At 68.7% G+C, this 24,473-nt stretch carries 24 protein-coding genes; all 24 read left to right on the top strand.

The window, feature by feature from the left end; all coding sequences use genetic code 11:
* Positions 1 to 58 precede the first annotated feature (58 nt).
* Entirely contained in the window at positions 59 to 1,468 is a 1,410-nt protein-coding gene (rpoN, locus tag V3B30_RS04280) for an RNA polymerase factor sigma-54 (RefSeq protein ID WP_262083863.1), read from the top strand.
* 14 nt (positions 1,469 to 1,482) lie between these two features.
* Positions 1,483 to 1,860, top strand: a complete 378-nt coding sequence (locus V3B30_RS04275) for a response regulator transcription factor (protein ID WP_010485922.1) — start codon at positions 1,483 to 1,485, stop codon at positions 1,858 to 1,860.
* Positions 1,857 to 3,362, top strand: a complete 1,506-nt coding sequence (locus V3B30_RS04270; protein WP_262083864.1) for a sigma-54 dependent transcriptional regulator — start codon at positions 1,857 to 1,859, stop codon at positions 3,360 to 3,362. The genes V3B30_RS04275 and V3B30_RS04270 overlap by 4 nt, the downstream gene beginning before the upstream one ends.
* Before the next feature lie 185 nt (positions 3,363 to 3,547).
* Positions 3,548 to 3,964, top strand: a complete 417-nt coding sequence (locus V3B30_RS04265; protein WP_262083865.1) for a hypothetical protein — start codon at positions 3,548 to 3,550, stop codon at positions 3,962 to 3,964.
* A gap of 373 nt (positions 3,965 to 4,337) precedes the next feature.
* Positions 4,338 to 4,703, top strand: a complete 366-nt coding sequence (gene fliE / locus V3B30_RS04260; protein WP_014037113.1) for a flagellar hook-basal body complex protein FliE — start codon at positions 4,338 to 4,340, stop codon at positions 4,701 to 4,703.
* Between the two features lie 13 nt (positions 4,704 to 4,716).
* Positions 4,717 to 6,363, top strand: a complete 1,647-nt coding sequence (gene fliF / locus V3B30_RS04255; RefSeq protein ID WP_100472199.1) for a flagellar basal-body MS-ring/collar protein FliF — start codon at positions 4,717 to 4,719, stop codon at positions 6,361 to 6,363.
* A gap of 7 nt (positions 6,364 to 6,370) precedes the next feature.
* A complete protein-coding gene (gene fliG, locus V3B30_RS04250) occupies positions 6,371 to 7,357 on the top strand; it encodes a flagellar motor switch protein FliG (RefSeq protein ID WP_024958226.1) in 987 nt (328 codons plus the stop codon).
* Complete coding sequence (locus V3B30_RS04245; protein ID WP_087922477.1) at positions 7,354 to 7,995, top strand: FliH/SctL family protein; 642 nt, start codon at positions 7,354 to 7,356, stop codon at positions 7,993 to 7,995. Before fliG ends, V3B30_RS04245 begins: the two co-directional genes overlap by 4 nt.
* On the top strand, positions 7,992 to 9,386 hold the full coding sequence (locus tag V3B30_RS04240; protein ID WP_262083866.1) for a FliI/YscN family ATPase: 1,395 nt from the start codon (positions 7,992 to 7,994) through the stop codon (positions 9,384 to 9,386). Before V3B30_RS04245 ends, V3B30_RS04240 begins: the two co-directional genes overlap by 4 nt.
* Before the next feature lie 3 nt (positions 9,387 to 9,389).
* A complete protein-coding gene (fliJ, locus tag V3B30_RS04235; protein WP_100472198.1) occupies positions 9,390 to 9,857 on the top strand; it encodes a flagellar export protein FliJ in 468 nt (155 codons plus the stop codon).
* Complete coding sequence (locus tag V3B30_RS04230; RefSeq protein WP_262083867.1) at positions 9,857 to 11,032, top strand: flagellar hook-length control protein FliK; 1,176 nt, start codon at positions 9,857 to 9,859, stop codon at positions 11,030 to 11,032. The genes fliJ and V3B30_RS04230 overlap by 1 nt, the downstream gene beginning before the upstream one ends.
* Before the next feature lie 223 nt (positions 11,033 to 11,255).
* Positions 11,256 to 11,771 (top strand): flagellar basal body-associated FliL family protein, encoded by a 516-nt coding sequence (locus V3B30_RS04225; RefSeq protein ID WP_005416435.1) that lies wholly within the window; start codon positions 11,256 to 11,258, stop codon positions 11,769 to 11,771.
* A gap of 10 nt (positions 11,772 to 11,781) precedes the next feature.
* Positions 11,782 to 12,786, top strand: a complete 1,005-nt coding sequence (fliM, locus tag V3B30_RS04220) for a flagellar motor switch protein FliM (protein WP_014037106.1) — start codon at positions 11,782 to 11,784, stop codon at positions 12,784 to 12,786.
* The gene (gene fliN / locus V3B30_RS04215) at positions 12,783 to 13,118 is read left to right on the top strand and encodes a flagellar motor switch protein FliN (RefSeq protein ID WP_005409543.1); all 336 of its coding nucleotides are present in this window, start codon (positions 12,783 to 12,785) and stop codon (positions 13,116 to 13,118) included. The genes fliM and fliN overlap by 4 nt, the downstream gene beginning before the upstream one ends.
* A 17-nt stretch (positions 13,119 to 13,135) precedes the next feature.
* Positions 13,136 to 13,534 (top strand): flagellar biosynthetic protein FliO, encoded by a 399-nt coding sequence (fliO, locus tag V3B30_RS04210; RefSeq protein WP_171956126.1) that lies wholly within the window; start codon positions 13,136 to 13,138, stop codon positions 13,532 to 13,534.
* A gap of 1 nt (position 13,535) precedes the next feature.
* Entirely contained in the window at positions 13,536 to 14,315 is a 780-nt protein-coding gene (gene fliP / locus V3B30_RS04205) for a flagellar type III secretion system pore protein FliP (protein WP_100472195.1), read from the top strand.
* Positions 14,316 to 14,391: 76 nt separating this feature from the next.
* Positions 14,392 to 14,661, top strand: coding sequence for a flagellar biosynthetic protein FliQ (locus tag V3B30_RS04200; protein WP_100472194.1), 270 nt, complete (start codon positions 14,392 to 14,394; stop codon positions 14,659 to 14,661).
* 14 nt (positions 14,662 to 14,675) lie between these two features.
* Entirely contained in the window at positions 14,676 to 15,467 is a 792-nt protein-coding gene (gene fliR / locus V3B30_RS04195) for a flagellar biosynthetic protein FliR (RefSeq protein ID WP_262083868.1), read from the top strand.
* Positions 15,468 to 15,631: 164 nt separating this feature from the next.
* On the top strand, positions 15,632 to 17,767 hold the full coding sequence (locus V3B30_RS04190; RefSeq protein ID WP_262083869.1) for a bifunctional diguanylate cyclase/phosphodiesterase: 2,136 nt from the start codon (positions 15,632 to 15,634) through the stop codon (positions 17,765 to 17,767).
* A gap of 87 nt (positions 17,768 to 17,854) precedes the next feature.
* Entirely contained in the window at positions 17,855 to 18,985 is a 1,131-nt protein-coding gene (flhB, locus tag V3B30_RS04185; protein ID WP_100472191.1) for a flagellar biosynthesis protein FlhB, read from the top strand.
* Between the two features lie 44 nt (positions 18,986 to 19,029).
* Positions 19,030 to 21,090 carry a flagellar biosynthesis protein FlhA gene (gene flhA / locus V3B30_RS04180; protein WP_262083874.1) on the top strand — a complete coding sequence of 687 codons (2,061 nt, stop codon included), beginning with the start codon at positions 19,030 to 19,032 and terminating at the stop codon, positions 21,088 to 21,090.
* 145 nt (positions 21,091 to 21,235) lie between these two features.
* On the top strand, positions 21,236 to 22,858 hold the full coding sequence (gene flhF / locus V3B30_RS04175; protein WP_262083870.1) for a flagellar biosynthesis protein FlhF: 1,623 nt from the start codon (positions 21,236 to 21,238) through the stop codon (positions 22,856 to 22,858).
* Positions 22,845 to 23,732, top strand: coding sequence for a P-loop NTPase (locus tag V3B30_RS04170; protein ID WP_005416424.1), 888 nt, complete (start codon positions 22,845 to 22,847; stop codon positions 23,730 to 23,732). Before flhF ends, V3B30_RS04170 begins: the two co-directional genes overlap by 14 nt.
* Positions 23,729 to 24,472: an RNA polymerase sigma factor FliA gene (locus V3B30_RS04165; RefSeq protein ID WP_058980011.1), complete on the top strand. Its 744-nt coding sequence runs from the start codon at positions 23,729 to 23,731 to the stop codon at positions 24,470 to 24,472. The genes V3B30_RS04170 and V3B30_RS04165 overlap by 4 nt, the downstream gene beginning before the upstream one ends.
* Position 24,473: the final 1 nt, after the last annotated feature.

Here is a 24,473-nt window from a genome sequence, read left to right as displayed (position 1 = left end):
CGGATCAAAAGCAAGATGCGTTCCACAAGGTGCCGGGGAGCGGTGCCGGGGAACCACGATGAAGGCAGCACTCTCGACCCAGCTGGGCCAACAACTTCACCTCACCCCGCAGTTGCTGCAGTCGATCCGGCTGCTGCAGCTCGATGGCCTGCACCTGGAGCAGGAAATCCAGCGCCTGCTGGACTCCAACCCGCTGCTGGAGATCGAAGAGGCCGAAGCGCCCGCGGCCGAGGCCACCGAAGCGAGTGCCACCACCCTCGACACTGCCGCCTTCGACGAGCTGCCCGAGTCGTCGATGTGGGACGTGGCCGGTGCCAGCTGGCAGGACGGCGACGACGACCGCATGGCACGCATCGCCGCCGGCGAATCGACCGACCCGCAGCTGCGTGTGCTGCAGCGCCTGTCGCTGGACATGGACGACCGCCAGCTGGCCGTCGCAGCATTCTGGCTGGACCACTGCGACGAGGCCGGCTACCTGCAGGCGCCACTGGACCAGCTGCAGCTTCTGGCCAGCGCCCAGTTCGATATCGCCGCCGACGGCGTGGAAGCCATCCGCCAGCAGCTGCTGCACGGTGAACCGGCGGGCATGGCCGCGCAGGACCTGCGCGAAGGCCTGCAGGCACAGCTGCGCAGCCTGCACGGCGTAGTCCCCGCCCGCCACCTGGCGGCACGCATTCTCGATGGCGCGCTCGACGCGCTGGCCGCCCACGACTACCCCGCCCTCGCCCGCCAGCACGACGCCGAGATCGACGACGTGCGCGAAGCGGTGCGCCTGATCCTCTCGCTGCAGCCGCGCCCCGGCGACAGCCTGCTGCCGGAACGCAACGCCGTGGTGGTGCCGGACGTGGTCGCCTGGCATGCCGATGGGCAGTGGAAGGTCGCCCTGAACCCGGCCACCAGCCGCCGCGTGTCGATCAACAGCCAGTACGAACAGGCTTTGGCCGAAACCAGCGAAGCCGCGCCGGCGCTGCGCGAGATGCTGCAGGAGGCGCGCTGGTTCAGCCGCGGCCTGTCGATGCGCTACGACACCCTGCTGCGCACCGCGCGGGTGATCGTCGAGCGCCAGGCCGCCTTCCTTGTCCGTGGCGAAGAGGCCATGGCCCCGCTGACCCTGAAGGAAGTGGCCGAGGAAATCGGCATGCACGAGTCCACCGTCTCGCGCATCACCACCGGCAAGTTCCTGCAGACCCCGCGCGGCACCTTCGAACTGAAGCACTTCTTCGCCGTGCGCCTGGAAGGCGCCAGCGTCTCCGGCCAGGCGGTGAAGGCCATGGTCCGCCGCCTGATCGACGCCGAACCGGCCGGCCGGCCGCTGGCCGACGAGGCCATTGCCGGCCTGCTGTCACGCCAGGGGGTGAACATTGCCCGCCGAACCGTCGCAAAATACCGAGAACAACTGGATATCGCCCCGGCCCGCGAACGGCGCCGGCTCAGCGCCAGGCAACCCCAGCTGGCCCGGGTGGGCTGAAAAGGATGTTGGACATGAACAAGCTCACGGTCCTGCTGGTCGATGACCACGAGGGCTTCATCAACGCGGCGATGCGCCATTTCCGCAAGATCGACTGGCTGCAGATCGTCGGCAGTGCCGGCAACGGCCTGGAAGCGATCGAACGCTCGGAAACACTGCGCCCGCAGGTGGTGCTGATGGACCTTGCGATGCCGGAAATGGGCGGCCTGCAGGCCACCCGCCTGATCAAGTCGCAGGACGATGCACCGTACATCGTGATCGCCAGCCACTTCGACGACGCCGAACACCGCGAACACGCGCTGCGTGCCGGCGCCGACAATTTTGTCAGCAAGCTGTCCTACATCCAGGAAGTCATGCCGATCCTGGAAGGCCTCAGGGAGGATCGATCGTGAGCGAATCGCGCATCCTGGTGCTGGACAACGACGCCGTGCGCGCAGAGCGCACCGTTGCCCTGCTGGAATTCATGGACTTCAACCCGCGCTGGGTTTCCGACGCGGCCGACTTCGACCTGGGCCGCCAGCGCCAGAACGACTGGATGGCCGTGATCGTCGGCAGCCTGGACGACAGCGCCGCCAGCACCGCGCTGTACCACTGGCTGGGCGGCAGCAGCCTGCCGCCGCCGGTGCTGCTGGCCGATGGTGATGCCACTGCGTTTGCCCAGCAGCACGGCCTGCACGAAGCCAACATCTGGCCGCTGGAAACGCCGCTGCGCCATGCGCAGATGGAAGCCCTGCTGCGCCGCGCCAGCCTCAAGCGCCTGGATGCCGAGCACCAGGCCGGCGCCGCGCAGGATCAAGGCCCGACCGGCAACGGCCCGGCGGTGACTGCGTTGCGCACCATGATCGAACAGGTGGCCGCGTTCGATACCACCGTACTGGTGCTGGGCGAATCCGGTACCGGCAAGGAAGTGGTGTCGCGCGCGATCCACCAGCGCTCGCCGCGCCGCGATGGCCCGTTCGTGGCGATCAACTGCGGCGCCATTCCGGCCGACCTGCTGGAAAGCGAGTTGTTCGGACACGAAAAGGGCGCCTTCACCGGTGCGCTGACCGCCCGCAAGGGCCGTTTCGAAATGGCCGAGGGCGGCACCCTGCTGCTCGACGAAATCGGCGACATGAGCCTGCCGATGCAGGTGAAGCTGCTGCGCGTTCTGCAGGAACGCAGCTTCGAGCGCGTCGGTGGCAACCAGACCATCCGCTGCAACGTGCGCGTCGTGGCCGCGACCCATCGCGACCTGGAAACCCGCATCGCCGAAGGCAAGTTCCGCGAGGACCTGTTCTATCGCCTCAATGTGTTCCCGATCGACGTGCCCGCCCTGCGCGAGCGCCGCGAGGACCTGCCGGCGCTGGTGGAAACCATCGCCGCGCAGCTGGCCCGCACCGGCCGTGGCGAAGTGCGCTTCACCCCGGAAGCCCTGCAGGCCCTGGCCGGTTACGAATGGCCGGGCAACGTGCGCGAGCTGACCAACCTGGTCGAGCGCCTGGCGGTGCTGCATCCGGGTGGCTCGGTGCGCGTGCAGGACCTGCCGGCCCGCTACCGCGGCGATGCGGCACTGGCAGCGGTGGCCGCACCGGCACCGGCAGCGCCGGTTGCCAGCGAAGAACGCCTGGACCTGCGCAGCTTCTCGTTCCACACCCCGGGCAGCGGCAGCCAGCCGGCACTGGAGCACGGCATCGCGGTCAGTCGCGCTGCCGTCCCGGCGGCACTGCCCGATGACGGCCTGGACCTGCGCAACCACATGGCCAACATCGAACTGGGCCTGATCAACGAAGCTCTGGAGCGCACCCAGGGCGTGGTCGCCCACGCCGCGCAACTGCTCGGCCTGCGCCGCACCACCCTGGTGGAAAAGCTGCGCAAGTACGGCATCGAACGCGAGCAGGCCGAACTGGCCGGCTGAACCGCGTTACCAGCATGAAGGGGGCACGAACGCCTGGGCTTGCCCGGGCGTTGGTGTTTCCAGTGCCTGGGGTCAGATCCCTTTCCGCAGGAAAGGGATCTGACCCCGTTTCATTTGCACGTTTTCCCAAAGACAACGCCGCCGCACTGCGGAGCATGGCAAGGACACCCCAAGGAGGCCCTACCATGCACCGCATCCCCCTGCTTGCCGTCCTGCTCAGCCCCGGCATTGCCATCGCTGCCAACTGCACCCTGCCCGCCACGCTGGACCAACGCCAGTTCACCAACCTCAGCGATCCGCTGTACGCACCCGACAACCCGAATGCCGGGCGCATGGTGCAGGTCAGCTTTGCCGGCAACCAGTACGTGCTGGACATCCTCGGCACCGAGCTGCGCATCGGCGGCAGCTACCGCTACCAGCGCCTGGCCCCGCATATCGCCGAAATCCGGATGACCGAAGCCCACCCGGCCGGCCCCGCCCATTACAGCCTGCTGCTGACCTGCCAGACCGACCACCAGGGCCGCTTCATCTACACCCAGCACGACGGCCCCATCGCGCCGCGCCAGCGCCAGAATTCCGGCCGCTGGACCCTGCAGCCGTAGGCCGGAAAACCGACGCCGGATAAATGGCGCCGCCAATGCGGTAAGCGCCCGTGCCGACCAACGGTCGGCACCCACCATCAGCAACAGGTTCCAACAGATCGCGGCCAACTGTCGAAGACGGGGTGGGTCCGGTTGCGGGATGGCGCGACCGAGCCTCCAGGGACGGATTTACGGCGTCCCCCGCAACCGGCCCCACTCCGCCACCCCACGGACAGCCCGCCTTTGACGGTGCCGTTGCCTCTGCGCGTGCAGGGCGCAGCCCTGCCAGTACGCTTCCAACCTCCTCACTTCACTGAATCGAAAACCGGTTTCGGCACGGCACTTGCACTGGTTCCAGCAGACAACCCCATCCCTGTTTCTGGAACCGTTGCAGATGTCCCACTCCGTCACCTCGATCCTTTCGCAGATCCGCTCCTATCAGACCCAGATGGGACAGCCGGCGCTCAACCCGCTGGGCGAAACGCCGCGCAGCAATGCCCTGCCGGGCACGGTGCTGGATGCGCCGCAGGTGCAGCCGGCCAGCTTCACCGAAACCCTGCGTGGTGCGATTGCCGGCGTCAACGATGCGCAACAGAAGTCCGGCGCCCTCGCCAAGGCCTTCGAAATGGGCGACCCCAGCGCCGACCTGGCCAAGGTGATGGTCGCCTCGCAGCAGTCCCAGATCGCCTTCCGCGCCACCGTGGAAGTCCGCAACCGTCTCGTCCAGGCTTACCAGGACGTGATGAACATGCCGCTGTAAGGAACGTTGACGCATGGCACTGACGCTCTCCAAGGACAGCCTGAACGCCGAGAAGGCCGGGCAATGGTTCGACCGCCTGCAGAGTCTGCAGATCACCCGTCGGCTGGGCCTGATGGCGATGATCGCAGTGGCGGTGGCGGCAGGCCTGTCCGTGTTCTTCTGGTCGCAGAAGCCGGGCATGGTCCCGCTGTACACCGGCCTGGACCAGAAGGCGACCGCTGAAGCGACCGACCTGCTGCGCGCCGCGCAGATTCCGTTCGCGCTCGACCCGGCCACCGGTGGCATCACCGTGCCGGAAAAGAACCTGCACGACGCCCGCCTGAAGCTGGCTGGCTCGGGCCTGACCGACAGCGGCAAGCTCGGCTTCGAGCTGATGGAACGCGACCCGGGCTTCGGCGTCAGCCAGTTCGTGGAAAGCGCGCGCTACCAGCATGCGCTGGAAACCGAGCTGTCGCGCACCATCAACACGCTGCGCCCGGTGCGTGATTCGCGCGTGCACCTGGCCATTCCCAAGCCCAGCGCCTTCACCCGCCAGCGTGACGTGGCCAGCGCCTCGGTCACCCTGGAACTGCGTGGCGGCCAGCAGCTGGAACGCAGCCAGGTGGACGCCATCGTGCACATGGTCGCGGCCAGCATTCCGGACCTTGCCCCGGAACGGGTGACCGTGGTCGACCAGAGCGGGCGCATGCTCAGCATCACCGATCCGAACAGCGAGGCGGCGGTCAACGCCGCCCAGTTCGAGCAGGTGCGACGCCAGGAAACCTCGTTCAACCAGCGCATCCGCGAACTGCTGGAACCGATGACAGGCCCGGGCCGCGTCAATCCGGAAGTCAGTGTGGACATGGATTTCTCGGTGACCGAGGAAGCCCGCGAACTCTACAACGGTGAGCCGCAGAAGCTGCGCAGCGAGCAGATGAGCGAGAACACCACCAGCACGCCGGGTCCGCAGGGTGTGCCGGGCGCGACCAGCAACAGCCCGCCGGGCCAGCAGGCCGCGCCGGCCACCGCGCAGGCCCCGACCGAAAGCAGCAAGAACGCGACCCGCAACTACGAGCTGGACCGCACCCTGCAGCACACCCGCCAGCCGGCCGGCCGCATCAAGCGCGTCTCGGTGGCGGTGCTGGTGGACAACGTGCCGCGCGCCGGTGCCAACGGCAAGGTCAGCCCGCAGCCGCTGTCGGCTGCCGAACTGACCCGCGTCGAAGCGCTGGTCAAGCAGGCCGTCGGATTCAACGCCGAGCGTGGCGACACCGTGTCGGTGATGAATGCCCCGTTCGTGCGTGACACCACGCCGGTCGAAGGGCCGGCCTGGTGGGAACTGCCGTGGGTGCACGATGCCGGCCGCATGCTGCTGGGCGCGGTGGTGGTGCTGGCGCTGCTGTTCGGCGTGCTGCGCCCGGCGCTGCGCGCGATCACCGGCCAGGGGAAGAAGAACGACGAACAGGCACTGGAACCGCACACCGCGGACGTGCAGCTGGTCGATGACGATGGCATCCCGCTGCCGGCGCTGGGCGCCGACCGGGCCAGCCTGGGCGGGCCGGATACGCTGGCCCTGCCGGTGGATTCGTATGAGGAACGACTGCGGATGGCGCGTGAAGCCGTGAAGACCGACTCCAAGCGCGTGGCCCAGGTGGTCAAGGGTTGGGTGGCCAATGACTGAGGCCGCATTGACTGGCGTGCAGCGCGCCGCCGTACTGCTGCTTTCGCTGGGTGAGCTGGACGCGGCCGAAGTGCTGCGCCACATGGAACCCAAGGAGGTGCAGAAGATCGGCATCGCCATGGCCACCATGACCGACATCACCCGCGAGCAGGTGGAACGGGTGATGGACCAGTTCGGCCAGGAGCTGGGCTCGAAGACCTCGCTGGGCGTGGGCTCGGACGACTACATCCGCAACATGCTGGTGCAGGCGCTGGGCAGCGAGAAGGCCGGCAACCTGATCGACCGCATCCTGCTCGGCCGCAACACCACCGGCCTGGACGCACTGAAGTGGATGGACCCGCGTGCGGTGGCCGACCTGGTGCGCAACGAGCACCCGCAGATCATCGCCATCGTGATGGCGCATCTGGAAACCGACCAGGCCGCCGACGCGCTGAAGCTGCTGCCCGACCGTACCCGCGTGGACGTGCTGCTGCGCATCGCCACCCTCGACGGCATTCCGCCGAACGCGCTCAATGAACTCAACGAGATCATGGAGCGCCAGTTCGCCGGCAACCAGAACCTGAAGTCGTCCAACATCGGCGGCGTGCAGTGCGCGGCCAATATCCTGAACTTCATGGACAGCGGCCAGGACCAGGCGATCCTGGGCGAGATCGCCCGTATCGACGCGCCGTTGAGCAACCGCATCCAGGACCTGATGTTCGTGTTCGACGATCTGGTCGACCTGGACGACCGCGAGATGCAGCTGGTGCTGCGCGAGGTGAGCGGCGAACGCCTGGGCCTGGCCCTGCGCGGTGCCGACATCAAGGTGCGCGACAAGATCACCCGCAACATGTCGCAGCGCGCGGCCGAAATCCTGCTGGAAGACATGGAAGCCCGCGGCCCTGTGCGCCTGTCCGACGTGGAAGGCGCGCAGCGCGAGATCCTGGCCATCGTCAAGCGCATGGCCGATGAAGGCACCGTCACCATCGGTGGCAGCGCGGAGGCCATGCTGTGAGCAACGTCGTGCGCTGGCTTGCCCCGGACCTGCTGGCCCAGCCCGAACCGGCGCTGGATCAGGAGGATGCGTTCGAACTCACCGAGCCGGACCCGGAACACGAACCGGAGCCGCCGCTGCAGCTGCCCACCCTGGAAGAAATCCAGGCCATCCAGGACAGCGCCGAGAAGGAAGGGTTCGACCAGGGCCATGCCGACGGCTACGGCCAGGGCCAGGCCGAGGTGCGTCGCCTCGCCGCGCAGATCGAAGGCATCCTGGACAACTTCAGCCGGCCGCTGGTGCGGCTGGAGAACGAAGTGGTCGGCGCACTCGGCGAACTGGCCGTGCGCATCGCCGGCGCGCTGGTCGGCCGCGCCTACGAAGCCGAGCCGGCACTGCTGGCACAGCTGGTCGGTGAAGCGATCGACGCGGTCGGCGGCAGCACCCGCGAGGTGGAAGTGCGGCTGCACCCGGATGACATCGCCGCCCTCGCCCCGCTGCTGAACCTGTCGCCGGCGCAGCGTCTGGTACCCGATACCAGCCTCAGCCGTGGCGACCTGCGCGTGCACGCTGAAGCGGTGCGCATCGACGGCACCCTGGAAGCCCGCCTGCGCGGCGCGCTGGACGCGGTGATCCGCCAGACCGGAGCAGGCGCATGAGCCCGGAATCGCAAGCCGCGCCGCAACCGGCGCCAGCGGCCGACTGGGCCGTGGCCCGCAACCTGCGCCTGGCCACCCGCCTGGATGGCCTGCGCGTGGATACCGCGCATGGTCGCGGCCTGATCCGCGAGGGCGTACTGCGCCGCGCGGTCGGCCTCACCCTGGAAGCGGTCGGCTGCGAAGCGCCGCTGGGCGCCAGCTGCAAGGTGGAAGTGGTCGATGGTGGCTGGGTCGATGCCGAAGTGGTCGGTTTCGCCGGCGAGCGCACCTATCTGATGCCCAGCGCCGAGCTGCACGGGCTGCTGCCCAACGCGCGGGTGGTACCGTCGGCGCGACGCGGTGGCGTGGAAGTCGGCGAAGGCCTGCTCGGCCGCGTCATCGACAGCGACGGCGTGCCGCTGGATGGCAAGGGCCCGATCCGCGCCGAAGGGCATGTCGGCATGGCCGGCGTCTCGATCAACCCGCTGGCGCGCGAACCGATCACCCAGCCGCTGGACGTGGGCGTGCGCGCGATCAACGCGCTGCTGCCGATCGGACGCGGCCAGCGTGTTGGCCTGTTCGCCGGTTCCGGCGTCGGCAAGTCGACGCTGCTGGGCATGATGACCCGCTACACCGCCGCCGACGTGATCGTGGTCGGCCTGATCGGTGAACGCGGCCGCGAAGTCCGCGATTTCGTCGAGACCACGCTGGGCGAGGAAGGCCTGCGCCGCGCCGTGGTGGTCGCCAGCCCCGCCGACCGGCCGCCGCTGGCGCGCCTGCACGGCGCCTATCGTGCCACCGCCATCGCCGAGTGGTTCCGCGACCAGGGCCTGAACGTACTGCTGCTGATGGACTCGCTGACCCGCTTCGCCCAGGCGCAGCGCGAGATCGGCCTGTCGGTGGGCGAACCGCCGACCACCCGCGGCTACCCGCCGTCGGTGTTCGCCAAGCTGCCGGCGCTGGTCGAGCGTGCCGGCAACGGCGCCAAGGGCCGTGGCTCGATCACCGCCTTCTATACGGTGCTGACCGAAGGCGATGATCCGCAGGATCCGATCGCCGACGCCGCGCGCGCGATCCTCGATGGCCACATCCTGCTCTCGCGCCGGGTGGCCGACAGCGGCCTGTACCCGGCCATCGACGTCGAATCCTCGGTCAGCCGCGTGGTCACGGAAATCGCCGACGAACCGTGGCGCCTGCGCATCCGCAAGTTGAAGCGACTGGTCTCGGCGTACTCGGCCAACCGTGACCTGATCGCGATCGGTGCCTACCAGCGTGGTAACGACGCGGCCACCGACGAAGCCCTGGAACGCTGGCCGGAAATCATGGAGTTCCTCGGCCAGGACGTTGCCAAGGCCGCAGATCTCCCGCACAGCCAGGCGGCGCTGCAGCGCCTGGTGGAACAAGAGAGTTAAGCCATGAACCAGTCCAAGCGCATCGATCCCCTGCTCAAGCGGGCCCAGGAACACGAGGACGCGGTCGCCCGCGACCTGGCCGAACGCCAGCGCGTGCTCGACACCCATCTATCGCGACTGGACGAACTGCGCCGCTATGCCGAGGAGTATGCGAACGCGCAGATGGCCGCGACCAGCCCGGCGCAGCTGCTGAACCGTCGCGCCTTCCTTGATCGCCTGGACAGCGCGGTCGAACAGCAGCAGGCCACGGTCGACGGCAACCGCGAAAAAGTAGAGGCCGAGCGCGCCCGCCTGATCCTGGCCAGCCGTGACAAGGCGGTGCTGGAGCAGCTGGCCGCCAGCTACCGCGCGCAGGAAAAGGTGGTGACCGACCGCCGCGACCAGCGCGAGATGGACGACATTGGTGCGCGGCGTGCACGCCTGGTGCAGGCCGAAGACCAGGACGGCGCCGAGCAGGGAGGCCGCTCGTGATGCCCGCTCCGCTCGCCAGCAGTGCCAACCCGGCCACGCCCACCACCAGCAACAGTGCCGCGCGCGCCTCGCGCAGCGAAGGCGGAAAGGACTTCAGCCAGCTGCTGCAGAGCGGCGCCGCGTCGGCACCCGCCCCTGCCGGCAGCGCCACCACGCCGGCGACGACGCCATCCACGCCGGGCCAGCCGTCGACCGCCGACAGCAAGGGCCAGGCACCGGGTGAACGCAACGCGGACGCCGAAGCGACAACCGTAGAAACGCCGCCGCAACCGCCCGCTGCCGCGGCCCCTGCGGGTCCCGGTACCGACAAGGACAAGCCCGCCGCGACCGACGATGCGCCGTGGCCACCGCTCGGCCTGGCCGGCCTGGTGCTGGCGATGCCGGCGCCTGCCGATCCGGCCGCCGCGCTGCCCAGCGCAGCTGCGCCCCTGCCTGCCAGCAACGGCCCGGCGTTGCCCGCTACCCCGGCCGCGAACCCGGCACTGCCTGCAGCCAACCCGGCAGCGGCGGCGGCCGCAGCCCCAGCGGCGACCGACAACAGGCCGGCGGCGAGCAACGCTGACGACGCCACCGCGCTGCCACTGCCGGAGATCATCCTGCCCGGCAAGCGCAGCGAGCGTGGCGAAAGCAGCAACGTGGCGCCCCTTGGCGACCGCGCCAGCGCACCGCTGCTGCATGGACTGGCCACCGCCGCCGTGCAGGACCTGAAGGCCGCGCTCGCCACCGGCAATGCGATCTTCGATGGCGAACCCACGCCGAAGCCCGTGCTGGGTGATGACGGCTTCGATCAGGCCATCGGCGCGCGCCTGGGCTGGCTGGCCGACCAGAAGATCGGCCACGCCCACATCCGCCTGAGCCCCGACGACATGGGACCGGTCGATGTGCGCCTGCAGTTGAACGGCGACAAGGTGCATGCCAGCTTCAGCAGCCCGCACGTGGACGTGCGCCAGGCACTGGAGAGCAGCCTGCCGCGCCTGCGCGAGCTGCTGGGCGAACAGGGCTTCCAGCTGGCCCACGCCGATGTCGGCCACCAGGCGCCCGGTGGTGGCGGCACTGCATCGGGTCAGCCCGGTGGCGGCGGCATGGCCGGCGACGGAGAACCGACGCCGGGCGACGCCAGCGTGTCGTCCGCACAGTTGATCCGCCAGCGCGGGTTGCTGGACGCCTACGCCTGACAGGCGTGCCAACCAAGGTTGGCACCCACCAGAGCGGGGCGGTTGGCACCCGCCAGGGAACCGGGGCAGTAGAGTCGCACCTGCCAGTATCGCGCTGGTGGGTGCGGAGCCTGCTCCGCACGGCCCCACCGGCACCCCGACGGAATTCCGTCGCACCCCACTGCCCCGCCTTCGGCACACCCCTTGCATATCCCGGTGAAGCAACCCTCAGGAGCTTCACCCCGTGGCCGCAGCCGCTGACAAAACCAAGAAGACCGCCGAGAAGGACAAGGCCGCCAAGCCGCGTAGTCCGATCCTGATCACCGCACTGGTGGCCGTACTGGCCGCCGCTGCCGCTGGTGGCGGCGTGTGGTTCTTCACCCAGTCCAAGCACGAAGAGAAGACCGCGCAGGCCCCAAAGAAGAGCGCCACCCCGGCCCCGGCACAGTACTTCGCGCTGGACCCGGCGTTCGTGGTCAACCTCAACGGCCCGGTCGACGGCCCGCGCTACCTGCAGCTGGAAGTGCAGCTGATGACCCGCGACCCGGCCGCGCTGGAGGCGATCAAGACCCATGCCCCGGCCATCCGTGCGCGCCTGCTGATGCTGTTCTCGCAGGTCAGCCCGGACCAGATCGCCGATGTCGCCGGCAAGCAGAAGCTGCAGGCGGCCTCACTGGCCGAGGTGCAGAAGGTGCTCAAGGCCGAGACCGGCAGCAACGGCGCCGACGATCTGCTGTTCACCAGCTTCGTGACCCAGTAAGGGCCCACCGATGAATGATCTGCTGTCCCAGGACGAGATCGATGCCCTGCTCCACGGCGTGGACAGTGGCGCGGTCGAGACCGATGCGGAACCCCCGTCAGGCGAAGCGCGTTCGTACGACTTCGCCAGCCAGGACCGCATCATCCGTGGTCGCATGCCGACCCTGGAAATGGTCCACGAGCGCTTCGCACGCCTGTGGCGGATCGGCCTGTTCAATCTGATCCGCCGCTCGGCCGAGCTGTCGGTGCGCGGCATCGAACTGATCAAGTTCAACGATTACATGCACTCGCTGTATGTACCGACCAACCTGAACCTGATCCGCTTCAAGCCACTGCGCGGCACCGGCCTGATCGTGTTCGAGCCGACCCTGGTGTTCGCCATCGTCGACAACTTCTTCGGCGGCGACGGGCGCTACCCCACCCGCATCGAAGGCCGCGAGTTCACGGCCACCGAAATGCGGGTGATCCACCTGCTGCTGAAGCAGACCTTCGCCGACCTGCGCGAAGCGTGGGCACCGGTGATGGACGTCGACTTCGAGTACATCAATTCGGAGATCAACCCGCATTTCGCCAACATCGTGACGCCGCGCGAGTACGTGGTGGTGTGCCGCCTGCACGTCGAGCTCGACGGCGGTGGCGGCGACATCCACGTCACCCTGCCGTACTCGATGCTGGAACCGATCCGCGAACTGCTCGACGCCGGCATCCAGAGCGACCGCAACGACCGCGACGAGAGCTGGGGCAAGACCCTGCGTGAACAGCTCAACATCGCCGAAGTCACCCTGTCCAGCGTACTGGCCAGCAAGCGCATGACCCTGCGCGACCTGACCCAGCTGAAGGTCGGCGACATCCTGCCGATCGACCTGAGCCCGCAGGTGCCGCTGTGCGTGGAGAACATCCCGGTATTCACCGGCGAGTTCGGCATCGCCAACGGCATGAACGCCGTGAAGATCACCGCTACCCATCCGCCGGGCACCCGCCCGCGCGTACCCGTCATCCAGGAAGACCCGCAATGAACGATATCGACGCCCTCGAACCGACCCCGGCCCAGTTCAGCAGCCTGCAGGCCGATGAGGCGAACGGCCCGGACCTGAACCTGGACGTGATCCTCGACGTGCCGGTGACCCTGTCGCTGGAAGTCGGTCGTGCCCGCCTGCCGATCCGCAACCTGCTGCAGCTCAACCAGGGTTCGGTGGTGGAACTAGAGCGCGGAGCCGGCGAATCGCTGGACGTGTTCGTCAACGGCACCCTGATCGCCCACGGCGAAGTGGTGGTGATCAATGACCGCTTCGGCGTGCGCCTGACCGACGTGGTCAGCCCGAGCGAGCGGATCCGGAGACTGCGTTGAACCTGCTGGCCTCCACCCTGCTGGCGGTCGGCAAGGCCGCCGCGCCGATCGGCCCACAGGTCGGCCAGCACGCGGCCGCTGCACCCAGCCTGTTCGGTGCGGTGCTGGCGTTGTTGGCGGTGCTGGCGCTGGTGATCGGCCTGGGCTGGTTGCTCAAGCGCATGCCCGGCAGCGGCTTCCGCCCGGCCGAAGGCATGAAGCTGGTGGCCAGCCTCAGCGTCGGCGCCAAGGAGCGCGTGGTGGTGGTGGAGGTCAACGGCCAGCAACTGCTGCTGGGCGTCACCGCTGGTGGCATCAACACCCTGCATACCCTGCCCGAACCGCTGCCGCCGCCGGCACCGGTGCGCGTGCCGGACTTCAAGAACCTGCCGAATTTCGCCCAGCTGCTGCAGCAGCGGCTGCGCAAGGATCCCTGACATGCGTGTCACCCGTACCCGTCTTGCCACCCTGATGCCGTGGCTGCTGATGCTCGCCCTGTGCCTGTTGCCGGCACTGGCGTTCGCCGCGCCCGGCGCACCGACCACCCCGCTGCCGGACATCAACGTCGGCAAGATCGGGGGTGCGCCGGTCAGCCTGCCGCTGCAGACCCTGCTGCTGATGACGGCGATCACCCTGATCCCGTCGATGCTGCTGGTGCTGACCTCGTTCACCCGCATCATCATCGTGCTGGGCCTGCTGCGCCAGGCGCTGGGTACCGGGCAGACGCCGTCCAACCAGGTACTGCTGGGCCTGGCCCTGTTCCTCACCGCGATGGTGATGATGCCGACCTGGGACAAGGCGTGGAGCGCGGGCATGGCGCCCTATCTCAACGGTGACATCGACTTCCAGACCGCCTGGACATTGACCACGCAGCCGCTGCGCGGATTCATGCTGGCGCAGATCCGCGAAACCGACCTGATGACCTTCGCCGGCATCGCCGGGCACGGCACCTACGCCAGCCCCGATGCGATCCCGTTCCCGGTGCTGGTCGCCTCGTTCGTCACCAGCGAACTGAAGACCGCTTTCGAGATCGGCTTTCTGATCTTCATCCCGTTCGTGATCATCGACCTGGTGGTGGCCAGCGTGCTGATGTCGATGGGCATGATGATGCTGTCGCCGATGCTGGTGTCGGCACCGTTCAAGATCCTGCTGTTCGTGCTGGTGGATGGCTGGGTGCTGACTGTCGGCACGTTGGCAGCGAGCTTCAATCCGGCGTGACCGGGAGGCAGCCGGGCATGGCTCGGCTCTACAAAAGCATCGCCGGGCATGGCCTGGCGCTATCGATGGAAAAACGATGTCTCCCGAACTTGCCTTGACCGAACTGCGTGGCGGCCTGATCGCCGTGTTGTGGGTGGCCGGCCCGTTGCTGCTCACCGTACTGGTGGTGGGCGTGGTGGTCGGTGTCGTGCAGGCCGCCACCCAGCTCAATGAACCGACCATCGCCTTCGTCGCCAAGGCGGCGGCGCTGACCGCGGTGCTGTTCGCGCTGGGCAGCCTGCTGATCGGCCACCTGGTTGAATTCACCACGCTGCTGTTCCAGCGCATTCCGCACCTGATCGGCTAGGGATACGCGCCTCGATGGACGCCGCCACCCAGATGGCTGCCGACGGCCTGCAGGCCTTCGGCATGATCGGTACCGTGCTGTGGACCATGCTGCGCATCGGCGCGATGGCCATGGCCATGCCCATGGTCGGTACCCGCGCGGTACCCTCGCGGGTCCGCGTTGTACTGGCCGGCACGCTGGCCATCGCGCTGGCGCCGCTGCTGCCACCGGTACCGGACTGGACCGGCTTCGATGCCGCCACCGTGCTGAGCATCGCCCGCGAACTGGCCATCGGCGTTTCCATCGGCTTTCTGCTGCGGCTGGTGTTCGAAGCCGGTGCGATGGCCGGCGAACTGATCGCCCAGGGCACCGGCCTGGCCTTCGCGCAGATGAGCGATCCGCTGCGCGGTGGCACTTCGGGCGTGATCGGCCAGTGGTTCTATCTGCTGTTCGGCCTGCTGTTCTTCACCGCCAACGGCCACCTCGCGTTGATCTCGCTGCTGGTGGACAGCTACCGCGCGCTGCCCATCGGTGCGCCACTGCCCGACCCGCATGCCTTCTTCAGCATCGCCCCGACCTTCCTGCTGACCGTGCTGCGCGGTGCACTGACACTGGCCATTCCGCTGACTGTGGCGATGCTGGCCGTGAACCTGGCCTTCGGCGTGCTGGCGCGCGCCGCGCCTGCGCTGAATCCGATCCAGCTGGGCCTGCCGGTCTCGCTGCTGCTGGGCCTGTTCCTGCTGGCCCTGCTGGCCGGGGAAATGGGGCCGCCGGTACAGCGCCTGTTCGACGCCGCCTTCCAGGCTGCGGACGCGGTCACACACTGAGCCGATCATCACGAATTGCCGCTTGAAGTCCCCCCCGGTCAGCGCGTTAGAGTGAATGCGCGGCAACCGGGGGGATGCCGCACGTGGCCGGCGCCCTGCGTCGGCCTGCCTCATGCATGCCCCACCGTGGTTTCCGTCGACAGGCAGGTCCGGGAGACTGACGAATGCTGGTAGGCACGTACAACCCATGGCTGGTGGCGATCTCGCTGCTGGTCGCCGTGATGGCTTCGTACACCGCGCTGGCGATGGCCGGGCGCACGGTGACCGCCCCGGGCAGGGGCGCGGCCTGGTGGTGGCGCCTGGGGGGCGGATTCGCCATGGGCCTGGGCATCTGGTCGATGCACTTCATCGGCATGCTGGCCTTCGACCTGCCCATTCCGCTTGGCTACGACCTGCCGATCACCCTGCTCTCGCTTGCCCTTGCCATCGCCTCGTCGGTGTTCGCACTGTGGCTGGTCTCGCTGCGCACCCTGCCCCATTCGCGGCTGGCCGGCGGCGCGCTCCTGATGGGCACCGGCATCGCTGGCATGCACTACGTCGGCATGGCCGCCATGCGCATGCAGCCGGGCATCGACTATGACCCGGGCTGGCTGCTGTTCTCGCTGATGGTTGCCGTGGCCGCCTCGTGGACCGCGCTGTACGTGGCCTTCCGCCTGCGCGCCCAGCGCACCCGCATCGGTGATCGCCTGGCAGCGGCGGGCCTGCTCGGACTGGCCATCGTCGGCATGCACTACACCGGCATGGCCGCCGCGCGCTTCCCGGAGGGCAGCATCTGCGGGGCGGCGGTCGGCGATGGCCTGCAGAACGAGTGGCTGGCCATGCTGGTGGTGGTGCTGACCGTGGCGATCCTGGCCGTGGTGCTGGTGGTCTCGTGGCTGGACCAGCGGGTGGAGGCGCAGCTGCTGCGGCTGCGCAACTCGATGCTGAGCACCTCGTTGACCGATGCCCAGCAGGAACTGACCCAGGCCGCGTTGCACGATCCGCTCACGCGCCTGCCCAACCGCCTGCTGCTGCAGCGGCGCATCGTGCAGGCCTTGGCCGAGGCCGAACAGGGCGGCAACCGCTTCGCGGTGATGTTCATGGACCTGGACGGCTTCAAGCAGGTCAACGATGCCTATGGCCACCAGGCCGGTGACGCCCTGCTGGTGGCGGTGGCCGAACGCACCCGCCAGCTGCTGCGCCCGCACGACCTGCTGGCCCGGCTGGGCGGTGACGAGTTCGTACTGGTGGTGCGCATCGAGCACGACGAGGACCTGCCGACCCTGGCCCGGCGCATCCTGCAGGCGGTGGGCAGCGGCCCGCTGCTGCCGGACAACGAGCTGCAGGTGACCGCCAGCATCGGCGTGGCGATCTGCCCGGACCACGCCGCCAGCGAACGCCAGCTGATGGCCTTCGCCGACGCGGCGATGTACCAGGCCAAGGAATCCGGACGCAACGCCTTCGTGCTGTTCGCCGACTGGATGAACGACAGCGCCGAGCAGCAGTTCCGGCTGCTGGCCGACCTGCGCTGCGCCATCGGCAGCGAGCAGCTGTTCCTGCACTATCAGCCGAAGATCCGCGTGGCCACGCAGAAAGTGGCCGGCGCCGAGGCGTTGATCCGCTGGCGCCATCCGGAACACGGCTTGATCCCGCCCGACCGCTTCATCCGCCTGGCCGAGCGCAGCGGCGCAATCAACGACATCGGCCGCTGGGCGCTGGACCAGGCCTGCCAGCAGCTGCGGCGCTGGCACGATGCCGGCCACGAAGGCTGGTCGATGTCGGTGAACCTCTCGCCGGTGCAGTTCAGTTCGCCACACCTGCTGCAGGACGTGCGCGCGGTGATCGAACGCCATGGCATCGCACCCCGGCAGCTGGTACTGGAGATCACCGAAAGCACGGTGATGCGCGACACCGACACCAGCCTTCGCCTGCTGCAGGCACTGTCTGCGCTGGGCGTGGGCATCTCCATCGATGATTTCGGAACCGGCTATTCCAGCCTGCTCTACCTGAAACGGCTGCCGTCCACCGAAATCAAGATCGACCACGCGTTCGTGCGCGACCTGGAACACAGCGCCGAGGACGTGGTGATCGTCTCGGCGATCGTGGCACTGGGCCATGCGCTGGACATGGACATCGTGGCCGAGGGCGTGGAAACCGCCGCCCAGCGGGCCTACCTGGAGCGCCTGGGCTGCGACTACCTGCAGGGCTACCTGCTCGGCCGCCCGGTCGACGCCGCCCGCTTCATGCAGCTGCACGACCTGCCGCGGCCGCGGGTGGAGCTGGCGCAGAGCCCACCGCCCAGCGATAGCGCCCCCCGGTAGCTCCCCGCCATGCGCGGATGGGCCGGACCATCCCGCCACGGAACACTTCTTGCACGCACCCCGGCATCCCCTGCCGCAGTGCCCGTGATGTCCGAAAACGAATCCGCCGGCGAAAAGACCGAACAACCAACCGAAAAACGCCTGCGCGACGCCCGTGAACAGGGCAACCTGCCGCGCTCGCGCGAACTCGGCACCGCCGCCGTGTTCGGCGCCGGCGTGCTGGCGGTGATGGCCATGAGCGGCTCGATCGGCCGTGGCGCCACGGCCTGGATGAAGCACGCGCTCAGCCCGGAACAGAGCCTGCGGCAGAACCCGAAGGCACTGTTCGGCCATTTCGGCGACCTGCTGCTGCAGTTCATGCTGGTGATCGCGCCGCTGGTGCTGGTCTGCCTGCTGGCCAGCTTCGTCGCACCGCTGGTGATGGGCGGCCTGCGCTGGTCGCAGAAGGCGTTGCTGCCCGACATCAACCGCCTGAACCCGATGAGCGGGCTCAAGCGCCTGTATGGCCCGGAAGCCATCGCCGAGTTCACCAAATCGCTGCTGCGCGTGGCCTTCGTCGGCGTCGCCGCCGGGCTGGTGGTGTGGAGCGGCTTCGACACCCTGCGCGGGCTGATCCACCACCCGCTGGAGACCGCCATCACTGATGGCCTGGGCTTCACCCTGCGCCTGCTGCTGGCCACCGCCGGCGCGATGCTGGTGCTGGCCGCCATCGATGCGCCGTACCAGCGCTGGAACTGGATGCGCAAGCTGAAGATGACCCGTGAAGAGCTGCGCCGGGAAATGAAGGAAAGCGAGGGCAGCCCCGAGGTGAAGGGCCGCATCCGCCAGCTGCAGCAGCAGATGGCCAACCGCCGGATGATGGAGGCGGTGCCCACCGCCGACGTGGTGGTGGTCAACCCCACCCACTACGCGGTGGCCCTGAAGTACGAGGGCGGCGCCATGAACGCCCCCACCGTAGTCGCCCTGGGCGTGGATGAGACCGCCCTGCGCATCCGTGAAGTGGCCGACGGCAACAAGGTGGCGATCGTCTCCGCGCCGCCTTTGGCACGCGCCTTGTATCGGGAAGGCCAACTCGGAAAGGAAATCCCCGTGAGACTGTATTCGGCCGTCGCCCAGGTCCTGTCCTACGTCTACCAGCTGCGCGCCTGGCGCACTGGCCCGATGCCGGACGCCCCGCACATCCAGGTGGATGAATTCGGCAAGGGAGGCCGCCCGTGAGCGCCCAGCCCGCCACCGGTTTCAACACCCGCCGCGCCCTGGAAATGATCCGCCAGGGCCTTGGCGCGCCGCTGATCGTGCTGGCCCTGCTGGCCATGGTCGTGGTGCCGCTGGCCGCGCCGGTGCTCGATGCGCTGTTCACCTTCAACATCGCCATCTCGCTGATGGTGCTACTGGCGGTGGTCTACGTGAAGCGCCCGCTGGACTTCACGATCTTCCCGATCGTGCTGCTGATCACCACCATGCTGCGGCTGGCCCTGAACGTGGCCTCCACCCGCGTGATCCTGCTCAACGGCCAGAACGGCCACGACGCCGCAGGCAAGGTCATCGCCGCGTTCGGCGAATTCGTGATCGGCGGCAACTACGCGGTCGGCATCGTGGTCTTCGCGATCCTCACCATCATCAACTTCGTGGTGATCACCAAGGGCGCCGGCCGCGTCTCGGAGGTGACCGCGCGCTTCATCCTGGACGCGATGCCCGGCAAGCAGATGGCGATCGACGCCGACCTCAACGCCGGTTTGCTGACGCGCGAAGAAGCCAAGCTGCGCCGCGAGGAGGTCCGCGAGGAAGCCGACTTCTACGGCGCAATGGACGGTGCCAGCAAATTCATCCGCGGCGACGCCATCGCCGGCATCCTGATCCTGTTCATCAACATGCTCGGCGGCCTGGCCGTGGGCGTGCTGCAGCATGGCATGCCGTTCGGCGACGCCGCTGCCACCTACACCCTGCTGTCGATCGGTGACGGACTGGTGGCGCAGCTGCCGGCCCTGCTGGTCTCCAGCGCCGTGGCGATGCTGGTTACCCGCGCATCGCGCTCGCAGGACATGGCCCAGGCCATGACCGGCCAGGTGTTCGGCCAGTACCGCGCGCTGGCGATCACCGCCGGCATCATCGGCGTGGTCGGCCTGGTGCCGGGCATGCCCAACGTCGCTTTCCTGACGCTGGCGGCGATCCTCGGCTTCATCGCCTGGAAGGTGTACCGCAAGGGCAAGGCCCCGGCTGCGGACGCGGCAGGCGGTGGCACCGATGCTGCCGCACTCAACGCACTCGGCCGCCCGGCGGCACCGGCACCGACCGCCGAACTGAGCTGGGACGAACTGCGCCCGGTCGATCCGCTGGGCCTGGAGGTCGGCTACCGGCTGATTCCGCTGGTGGACAGCAACCAGGGCGGCGAACTGATGGCACGCATCAAGGGCGTGCGCCGCAAGCTGACCCAGGATGTTGGTTTCCTGATCCCGTCGGTGCACATCCGCGACAACCTGGAACTGCCGGCCAACGGTTACCGCGTGCTGGTGCACGGCGTACCGGTGGCCACCGCCGAGATCCACCCCGACCGCGAGCTGGCCCTGGACCCGGGCAGCGCCCTCGGCGCGCTGGAAGGCATCGCCGGCAAGGACCCCGCGTTCGGCCTGGATGCCACCTGGATCCAGCCGCACCAGCGCGCCCAGGCCGAAACGCTGGGCTACACCGTGGTCGACCCGGCCACCGTGGTCGCCACCCACCTCTCGCACCTGATCCGCGAACACGCGCCGGAACTGCTCGGCCACGAAGAAGTGCAGCACCTGCTGGCCAACCTGGCCAAGAGCGCGCCCAAGCTCGTCGAAGATCTGACGCCGAAGGCGCTGCCGCTGTCGGCGGTGGTGCGCGTGTTGCAGAACCTGCTGGTCGAGCGCATTCCGATCCGCCAGCTGCGCAAGATCGCCGAAGCACTGGTCGAACACGCTCCGAACAGCCAGGACCCGGCCGTGCTGACCGCCGCCGTGCGCACCGCGCTGGGCCGCTTCATCGTGCAGGAGATCGCCGGAATGTCGGCGGAGCTGCCGGTGTTCACCCTCAACCCGCAATTGGAACGTGTCTTGCAGGAGTCCACGCAGGGCAACGGCGCCGCGCTGGAACCCGGACTCGCTGAGCGACTGCACCAGAGCCTGGCCGAATGTGTCAGCAAGCAGGAAGCCCGCAACGAGCCCGCGGTCGTGCTGGTACCTGGCCCGGTGCGCGCCGCGCTGGCCCGCCTGGTCCGCCACAGCGTTCCGTCGCTGTCGGTCCTGGCCTACAGCGAGGTGCCGGAGGACAAGCGCCTGAAGCTGGTCGGAACGATCAGCTGACGCCGCCCTCCGATGCGCCAGAAAACAGACACCACTTTCGAACCCACGCACCAGACAGATACCAAGGGGAACCCGCACCGTGCAGACCACCGACCACCCGAGTTCCCCGACCGCCACCCCGCCGTCTTCGTCCCGTGACCACAGCATGAAAATCAAACGATTCGTCGCCGCCGACATGCGCTCGGCCATGAACCTGGTGCGCAAGGAACATGGTCCTGACGCCGTGATCCTGTCCAACCGCCGGATCGAGGAAGGCATCGAGATCGTCGCCGCCGCCAACTACGACGAGAGCGCCGTGCAGCGTGCACTGGAAGCCTCGCGCCGCGACGTGGCGCCGCCGCCGGCACCCAGGCCGCGCACCGCCGCCGACGCGGTGATCGCCGCGGTCACCCGCCGCCGCAGCAGCACCCCGGCCCCGGAACCGGTCGCCGCCACCACCTCGGCCGTCGCCGCCCTCGCCCGTGCCGCCGTCGGTGCCACCGGCCGCACCCTGGACAGCGCCGACGAAATCGTGCCGACCCGCGGCAGCACCGGCTTCGCCGCCACCCTGGCGCGCGCCGCCGTCAACGAACCGGCACTGCCGGAACAGAGTTACGCCCCGTTTGCCGAAGCCATCGTCGCACCGGCGGCCACCAGCGCCACGCCGGCCAACCGCGCCCGCTTCCAGATCGACCCGCCGCACGAGGCGCATCACGAAAGCGCCGCACCGGCCGTGCAGCCACCGCCGCTGCCGACCGCTGCCGTGACCGATGCGCAGCCCGAGGTCGCCCGCAGCGAACCGGCAGCGGCCGAAGCCGCCGTCGACGCCAGCCCGGCCCCCATGCTGGCCCCGGCACCGACGCTGACCGTGGTCGCCCAGGACGACGCCGAGATCCGCCAGCTGCGCCAGGAAGTGGCCGGCATGCGCCAGGTGATCGAGCGCGAGATGAACCGCTTCACCGACGAGCGCCTGCGTGGCTGCCCGGTGCGCGCCACCGCGCTGGACCTGATGGACGAATACGGCTTCGATGCCGGCCTGGCCCGCGACGTGGCCATGCAGATCCCGCTGGAGACCGAGGCCCACCGCGGCCGCGGCCTGATGCTGGGGCTGATCTCGCGCAAGCTGCCGATCGCCCCGGTCGACCCGCTGGAAGAAGGCGGTGTGATCGCCCTGGTCGGCCCCACCGGCGCCGGCAAGACCACCACCATCGCCAAGCTGGCCTCGCGCTTCGCCGAGAAGCACGCGCCGCGTGACGTCGCCCTGGTCACCACCGACACCACCCGCATCGGCGCCCGCGAACAGTTGTATGGCTACGGCCGCCAGCTCGGCATCGCCGTGCACGAAGCCAACAGCGGCACCGACCTGGACCAGCTGCTGGAACGCCTGAAGGACTACAAGCTGGTGCTGATCGATACCGCCGGCCTGGGCCCGCGCGACCGCGCCCTGGCTGCCCAGCTGCAGTGGCTGCGCGCCGCCCGCCAGGTGCGCACGCTGCTGGTGCTGCCGGCCAACACCAGCTTCGGCGACATGGACGAGGTGGTCCGCCGCTTCGGTGCGGCCAACCTGCAGGGCCTGGTGCTGAGCAAGCTGGACGAGACCGGCCGCTTCGGCAACGCCCTGTCGGTGGCCGTGGACCACGCCCTGCCGATCACCTGGGTGACCGATGGCCAGGACGTCCCGGAGGACCTGCACCGGGCCAGTGCAGCCAATCTTGTACTTCGCCTTGAAGATTTGCGCCGAGCGGCCGATATGCCCTGCAACCCGGAGTTGAACCATGCCGTCGCGTGAGTACGCCAAGCTGACCAAGACCTTCCCGCTGTCGGCCACCCGCAGCGAGCCGCTGGGCCCTGTGCGCACCATTGCCGTGACCGGCGGCAAGGGCGGCGTGGGCAAGACCAACGTGTCGGCCAACCTGGCCGTGGCGCTGGCCGGCATGGGCAAGCGCACGCTGCTGCTGGACGCCGACCTCGGCCTGGCCAACATCGACGTGATCCTGGGGCTGAACCCCACCTTTACGCTGGCCGACCTGGTTGCCGGCCGCTGCTCGCTGGACGACGTCATCGTCGAAGGCCCGAACGGCGTGCTGGTGGTCCCGGCCGCCTCCGGCCGCCGGCACATGGCCGAACTGGCCCCGGCCGAGCATGTCGGCCTGGTCAATGTGTTCTCCGAGCTGGAACGCGAGCTGGACATCATGGTGGTCGATACCGCTGCCGGCATCACCGATGGCGTACTGACCTTCTGCCAGGCCGCGCAGGACACCGTGGTGGTGGTCTGCGATGAGCCGGCCTCGATCACCGACGCCTACGCACTGATCAAGGTGCTGTCGCGCGAGCGCGGCGTGGACCGTATCCAGGTGGTGGCCAACATGGTGCGCGACCCGAACGAGGGCCGCGTGCTGTACGAAAAATTGACCCGCGTCTGCGAGAAGTTCCTCGCCGATGTCTCGCTGAACTACCTGGGTTGCGTGCCGCAGGATGATTGGCTGCGCCTGTCGGTGCAGCGCCAGCAGCCGGTGGTGAAGGCCTACCCGTCCAGCCCATCGGCGCTGGCCATCACCGAGATCGCACGCCGCACCGCGCGCTGGCAGGCACCGACCGAACCGCGTGGCGGTGTCGAGTTCTTCCTCGAGCGCATTCTCAAACAGCGCGGGGTGGCCGCATGAAAGGCGCAGCCCAGTACAGGGAAGTCCAGCGCTCGGCGGCCAACGAGGTCATCGCCCAGCACTCGGACCTGGTGAGGCGCATCGCCCACCACCTGGCCGCACGCCTGCCGGCCAGCGTCGAAGTCGACGATCTGATCCAGGCCGGCATGATGGGCCTGATCGAAGCCTCGCGCAGCTACGACGCCGACCAGGGCGCCTCGTTCGAAACCTATGCCTCGATCCGCATCCGCGGCTCGATGATCGACGAGATCCGCCGTGGCGACTGGGTGCCGCGCTCGGTGCACCGTCGTGCACGCGACGCCGCCGCCACCATCCGCCGCCTGGAACAGAGCACGGGCCGTGCTGCCAGCGCCACCGAAGTCGCCGCCGCGATGGAGATGCCGCTGCCCGAGTACCTGCGGCTGATGGAAGACGCCGCACGTGGCCAGGTGCTGAGCCTGGAATCGCGCATCGAAGACCAGGGCGAACTGGACACCGTCGCCCAGGGCGGCCCGACCCCGCAGCAGGTCCTGGAGCGCGGCGAATTCGGCCGCGAGCTGGGCAAGGCGATCGGCCACCTGCCCGAGCGCGAACAGCTGGTGCTTTCGCTCTACTACGAGCAGGAGCTGAACCTGAAGGAGATCGGCGCCGTGCTCGGCGTGAGCGAGTCGCGGGTCTGCCAGATCCACGGCCAGGCCGTGCTGCGCCTGCGCGGCCGGCTGAAGATATTCGAGGCCGCCGATGCCGGCCTCGAAGAATGAA

The sequence above is a fragment of the Stenotrophomonas sp. SMYL41 genome (genome assembly GCF_036319965.1).
Classification (GTDB): Bacteria; Pseudomonadota; Gammaproteobacteria; order Xanthomonadales; family Xanthomonadaceae; genus Stenotrophomonas; species Stenotrophomonas maltophilia_R.
Note: the sequence above shows the minus strand (reverse complement) of the source record. Positions and strands in the feature narration are given on the sequence as shown.

What these genes read in the sequence shown, in the direction of transcription:
- rpoN (WP_262083863.1), top strand. Translation starts at nt 59, where the DNA reads ATGAAGGCAGCACTCTCGACCCAGCTGGGCCAACAACTTCACCTCACC.
- V3B30_RS04275 (WP_010485922.1), top strand. Translation starts at nt 1,483, where the DNA reads ATGAACAAGCTCACGGTCCTGCTGGTCGATGACCACGAGGGCTTCATC.
- V3B30_RS04265 (WP_262083865.1), top strand. Translation starts at nt 3,548, where the DNA reads ATGCACCGCATCCCCCTGCTTGCCGTCCTGCTCAGCCCCGGCATTGCC.
- fliE (WP_014037113.1), top strand. Translation starts at nt 4,338, where the DNA reads ATGTCCCACTCCGTCACCTCGATCCTTTCGCAGATCCGCTCCTATCAG.
- fliF (WP_100472199.1), top strand. Translation starts at nt 4,717, where the DNA reads ATGGCACTGACGCTCTCCAAGGACAGCCTGAACGCCGAGAAGGCCGGG.
- V3B30_RS04240 (WP_262083866.1), top strand. Translation starts at nt 7,992, where the DNA reads ATGAGCCCGGAATCGCAAGCCGCGCCGCAACCGGCGCCAGCGGCCGAC.
- fliJ (WP_100472198.1), top strand. Translation starts at nt 9,390, where the DNA reads ATGAACCAGTCCAAGCGCATCGATCCCCTGCTCAAGCGGGCCCAGGAA.
- V3B30_RS04230 (WP_262083867.1), top strand. Translation starts at nt 9,857, where the DNA reads ATGCCCGCTCCGCTCGCCAGCAGTGCCAACCCGGCCACGCCCACCACC.
- fliM (WP_014037106.1), top strand. Translation starts at nt 11,782, where the DNA reads ATGAATGATCTGCTGTCCCAGGACGAGATCGATGCCCTGCTCCACGGC.
- fliN (WP_005409543.1), top strand. Translation starts at nt 12,783, where the DNA reads ATGAACGATATCGACGCCCTCGAACCGACCCCGGCCCAGTTCAGCAGC.
- fliP (WP_100472195.1), top strand. Translation starts at nt 13,536, where the DNA reads ATGCGTGTCACCCGTACCCGTCTTGCCACCCTGATGCCGTGGCTGCTG.
- V3B30_RS04200 (WP_100472194.1), top strand. Translation starts at nt 14,392, where the DNA reads ATGTCTCCCGAACTTGCCTTGACCGAACTGCGTGGCGGCCTGATCGCC.
- fliR (WP_262083868.1), top strand. Translation starts at nt 14,676, where the DNA reads ATGGACGCCGCCACCCAGATGGCTGCCGACGGCCTGCAGGCCTTCGGC.
- V3B30_RS04190 (WP_262083869.1), top strand. Translation starts at nt 15,632, where the DNA reads ATGCTGGTAGGCACGTACAACCCATGGCTGGTGGCGATCTCGCTGCTG.
- flhB (WP_100472191.1), top strand. Translation starts at nt 17,855, where the DNA reads ATGTCCGAAAACGAATCCGCCGGCGAAAAGACCGAACAACCAACCGAA.
- flhA (WP_262083874.1), top strand. Translation starts at nt 19,030, where the DNA reads ATGATCCGCCAGGGCCTTGGCGCGCCGCTGATCGTGCTGGCCCTGCTG.
- flhF (WP_262083870.1), top strand. Translation starts at nt 21,236, where the DNA reads ATGAAAATCAAACGATTCGTCGCCGCCGACATGCGCTCGGCCATGAAC.
- V3B30_RS04170 (WP_005416424.1), top strand. Translation starts at nt 22,845, where the DNA reads ATGCCGTCGCGTGAGTACGCCAAGCTGACCAAGACCTTCCCGCTGTCG.
- V3B30_RS04165 (WP_058980011.1), top strand. Translation starts at nt 23,729, where the DNA reads ATGAAAGGCGCAGCCCAGTACAGGGAAGTCCAGCGCTCGGCGGCCAAC.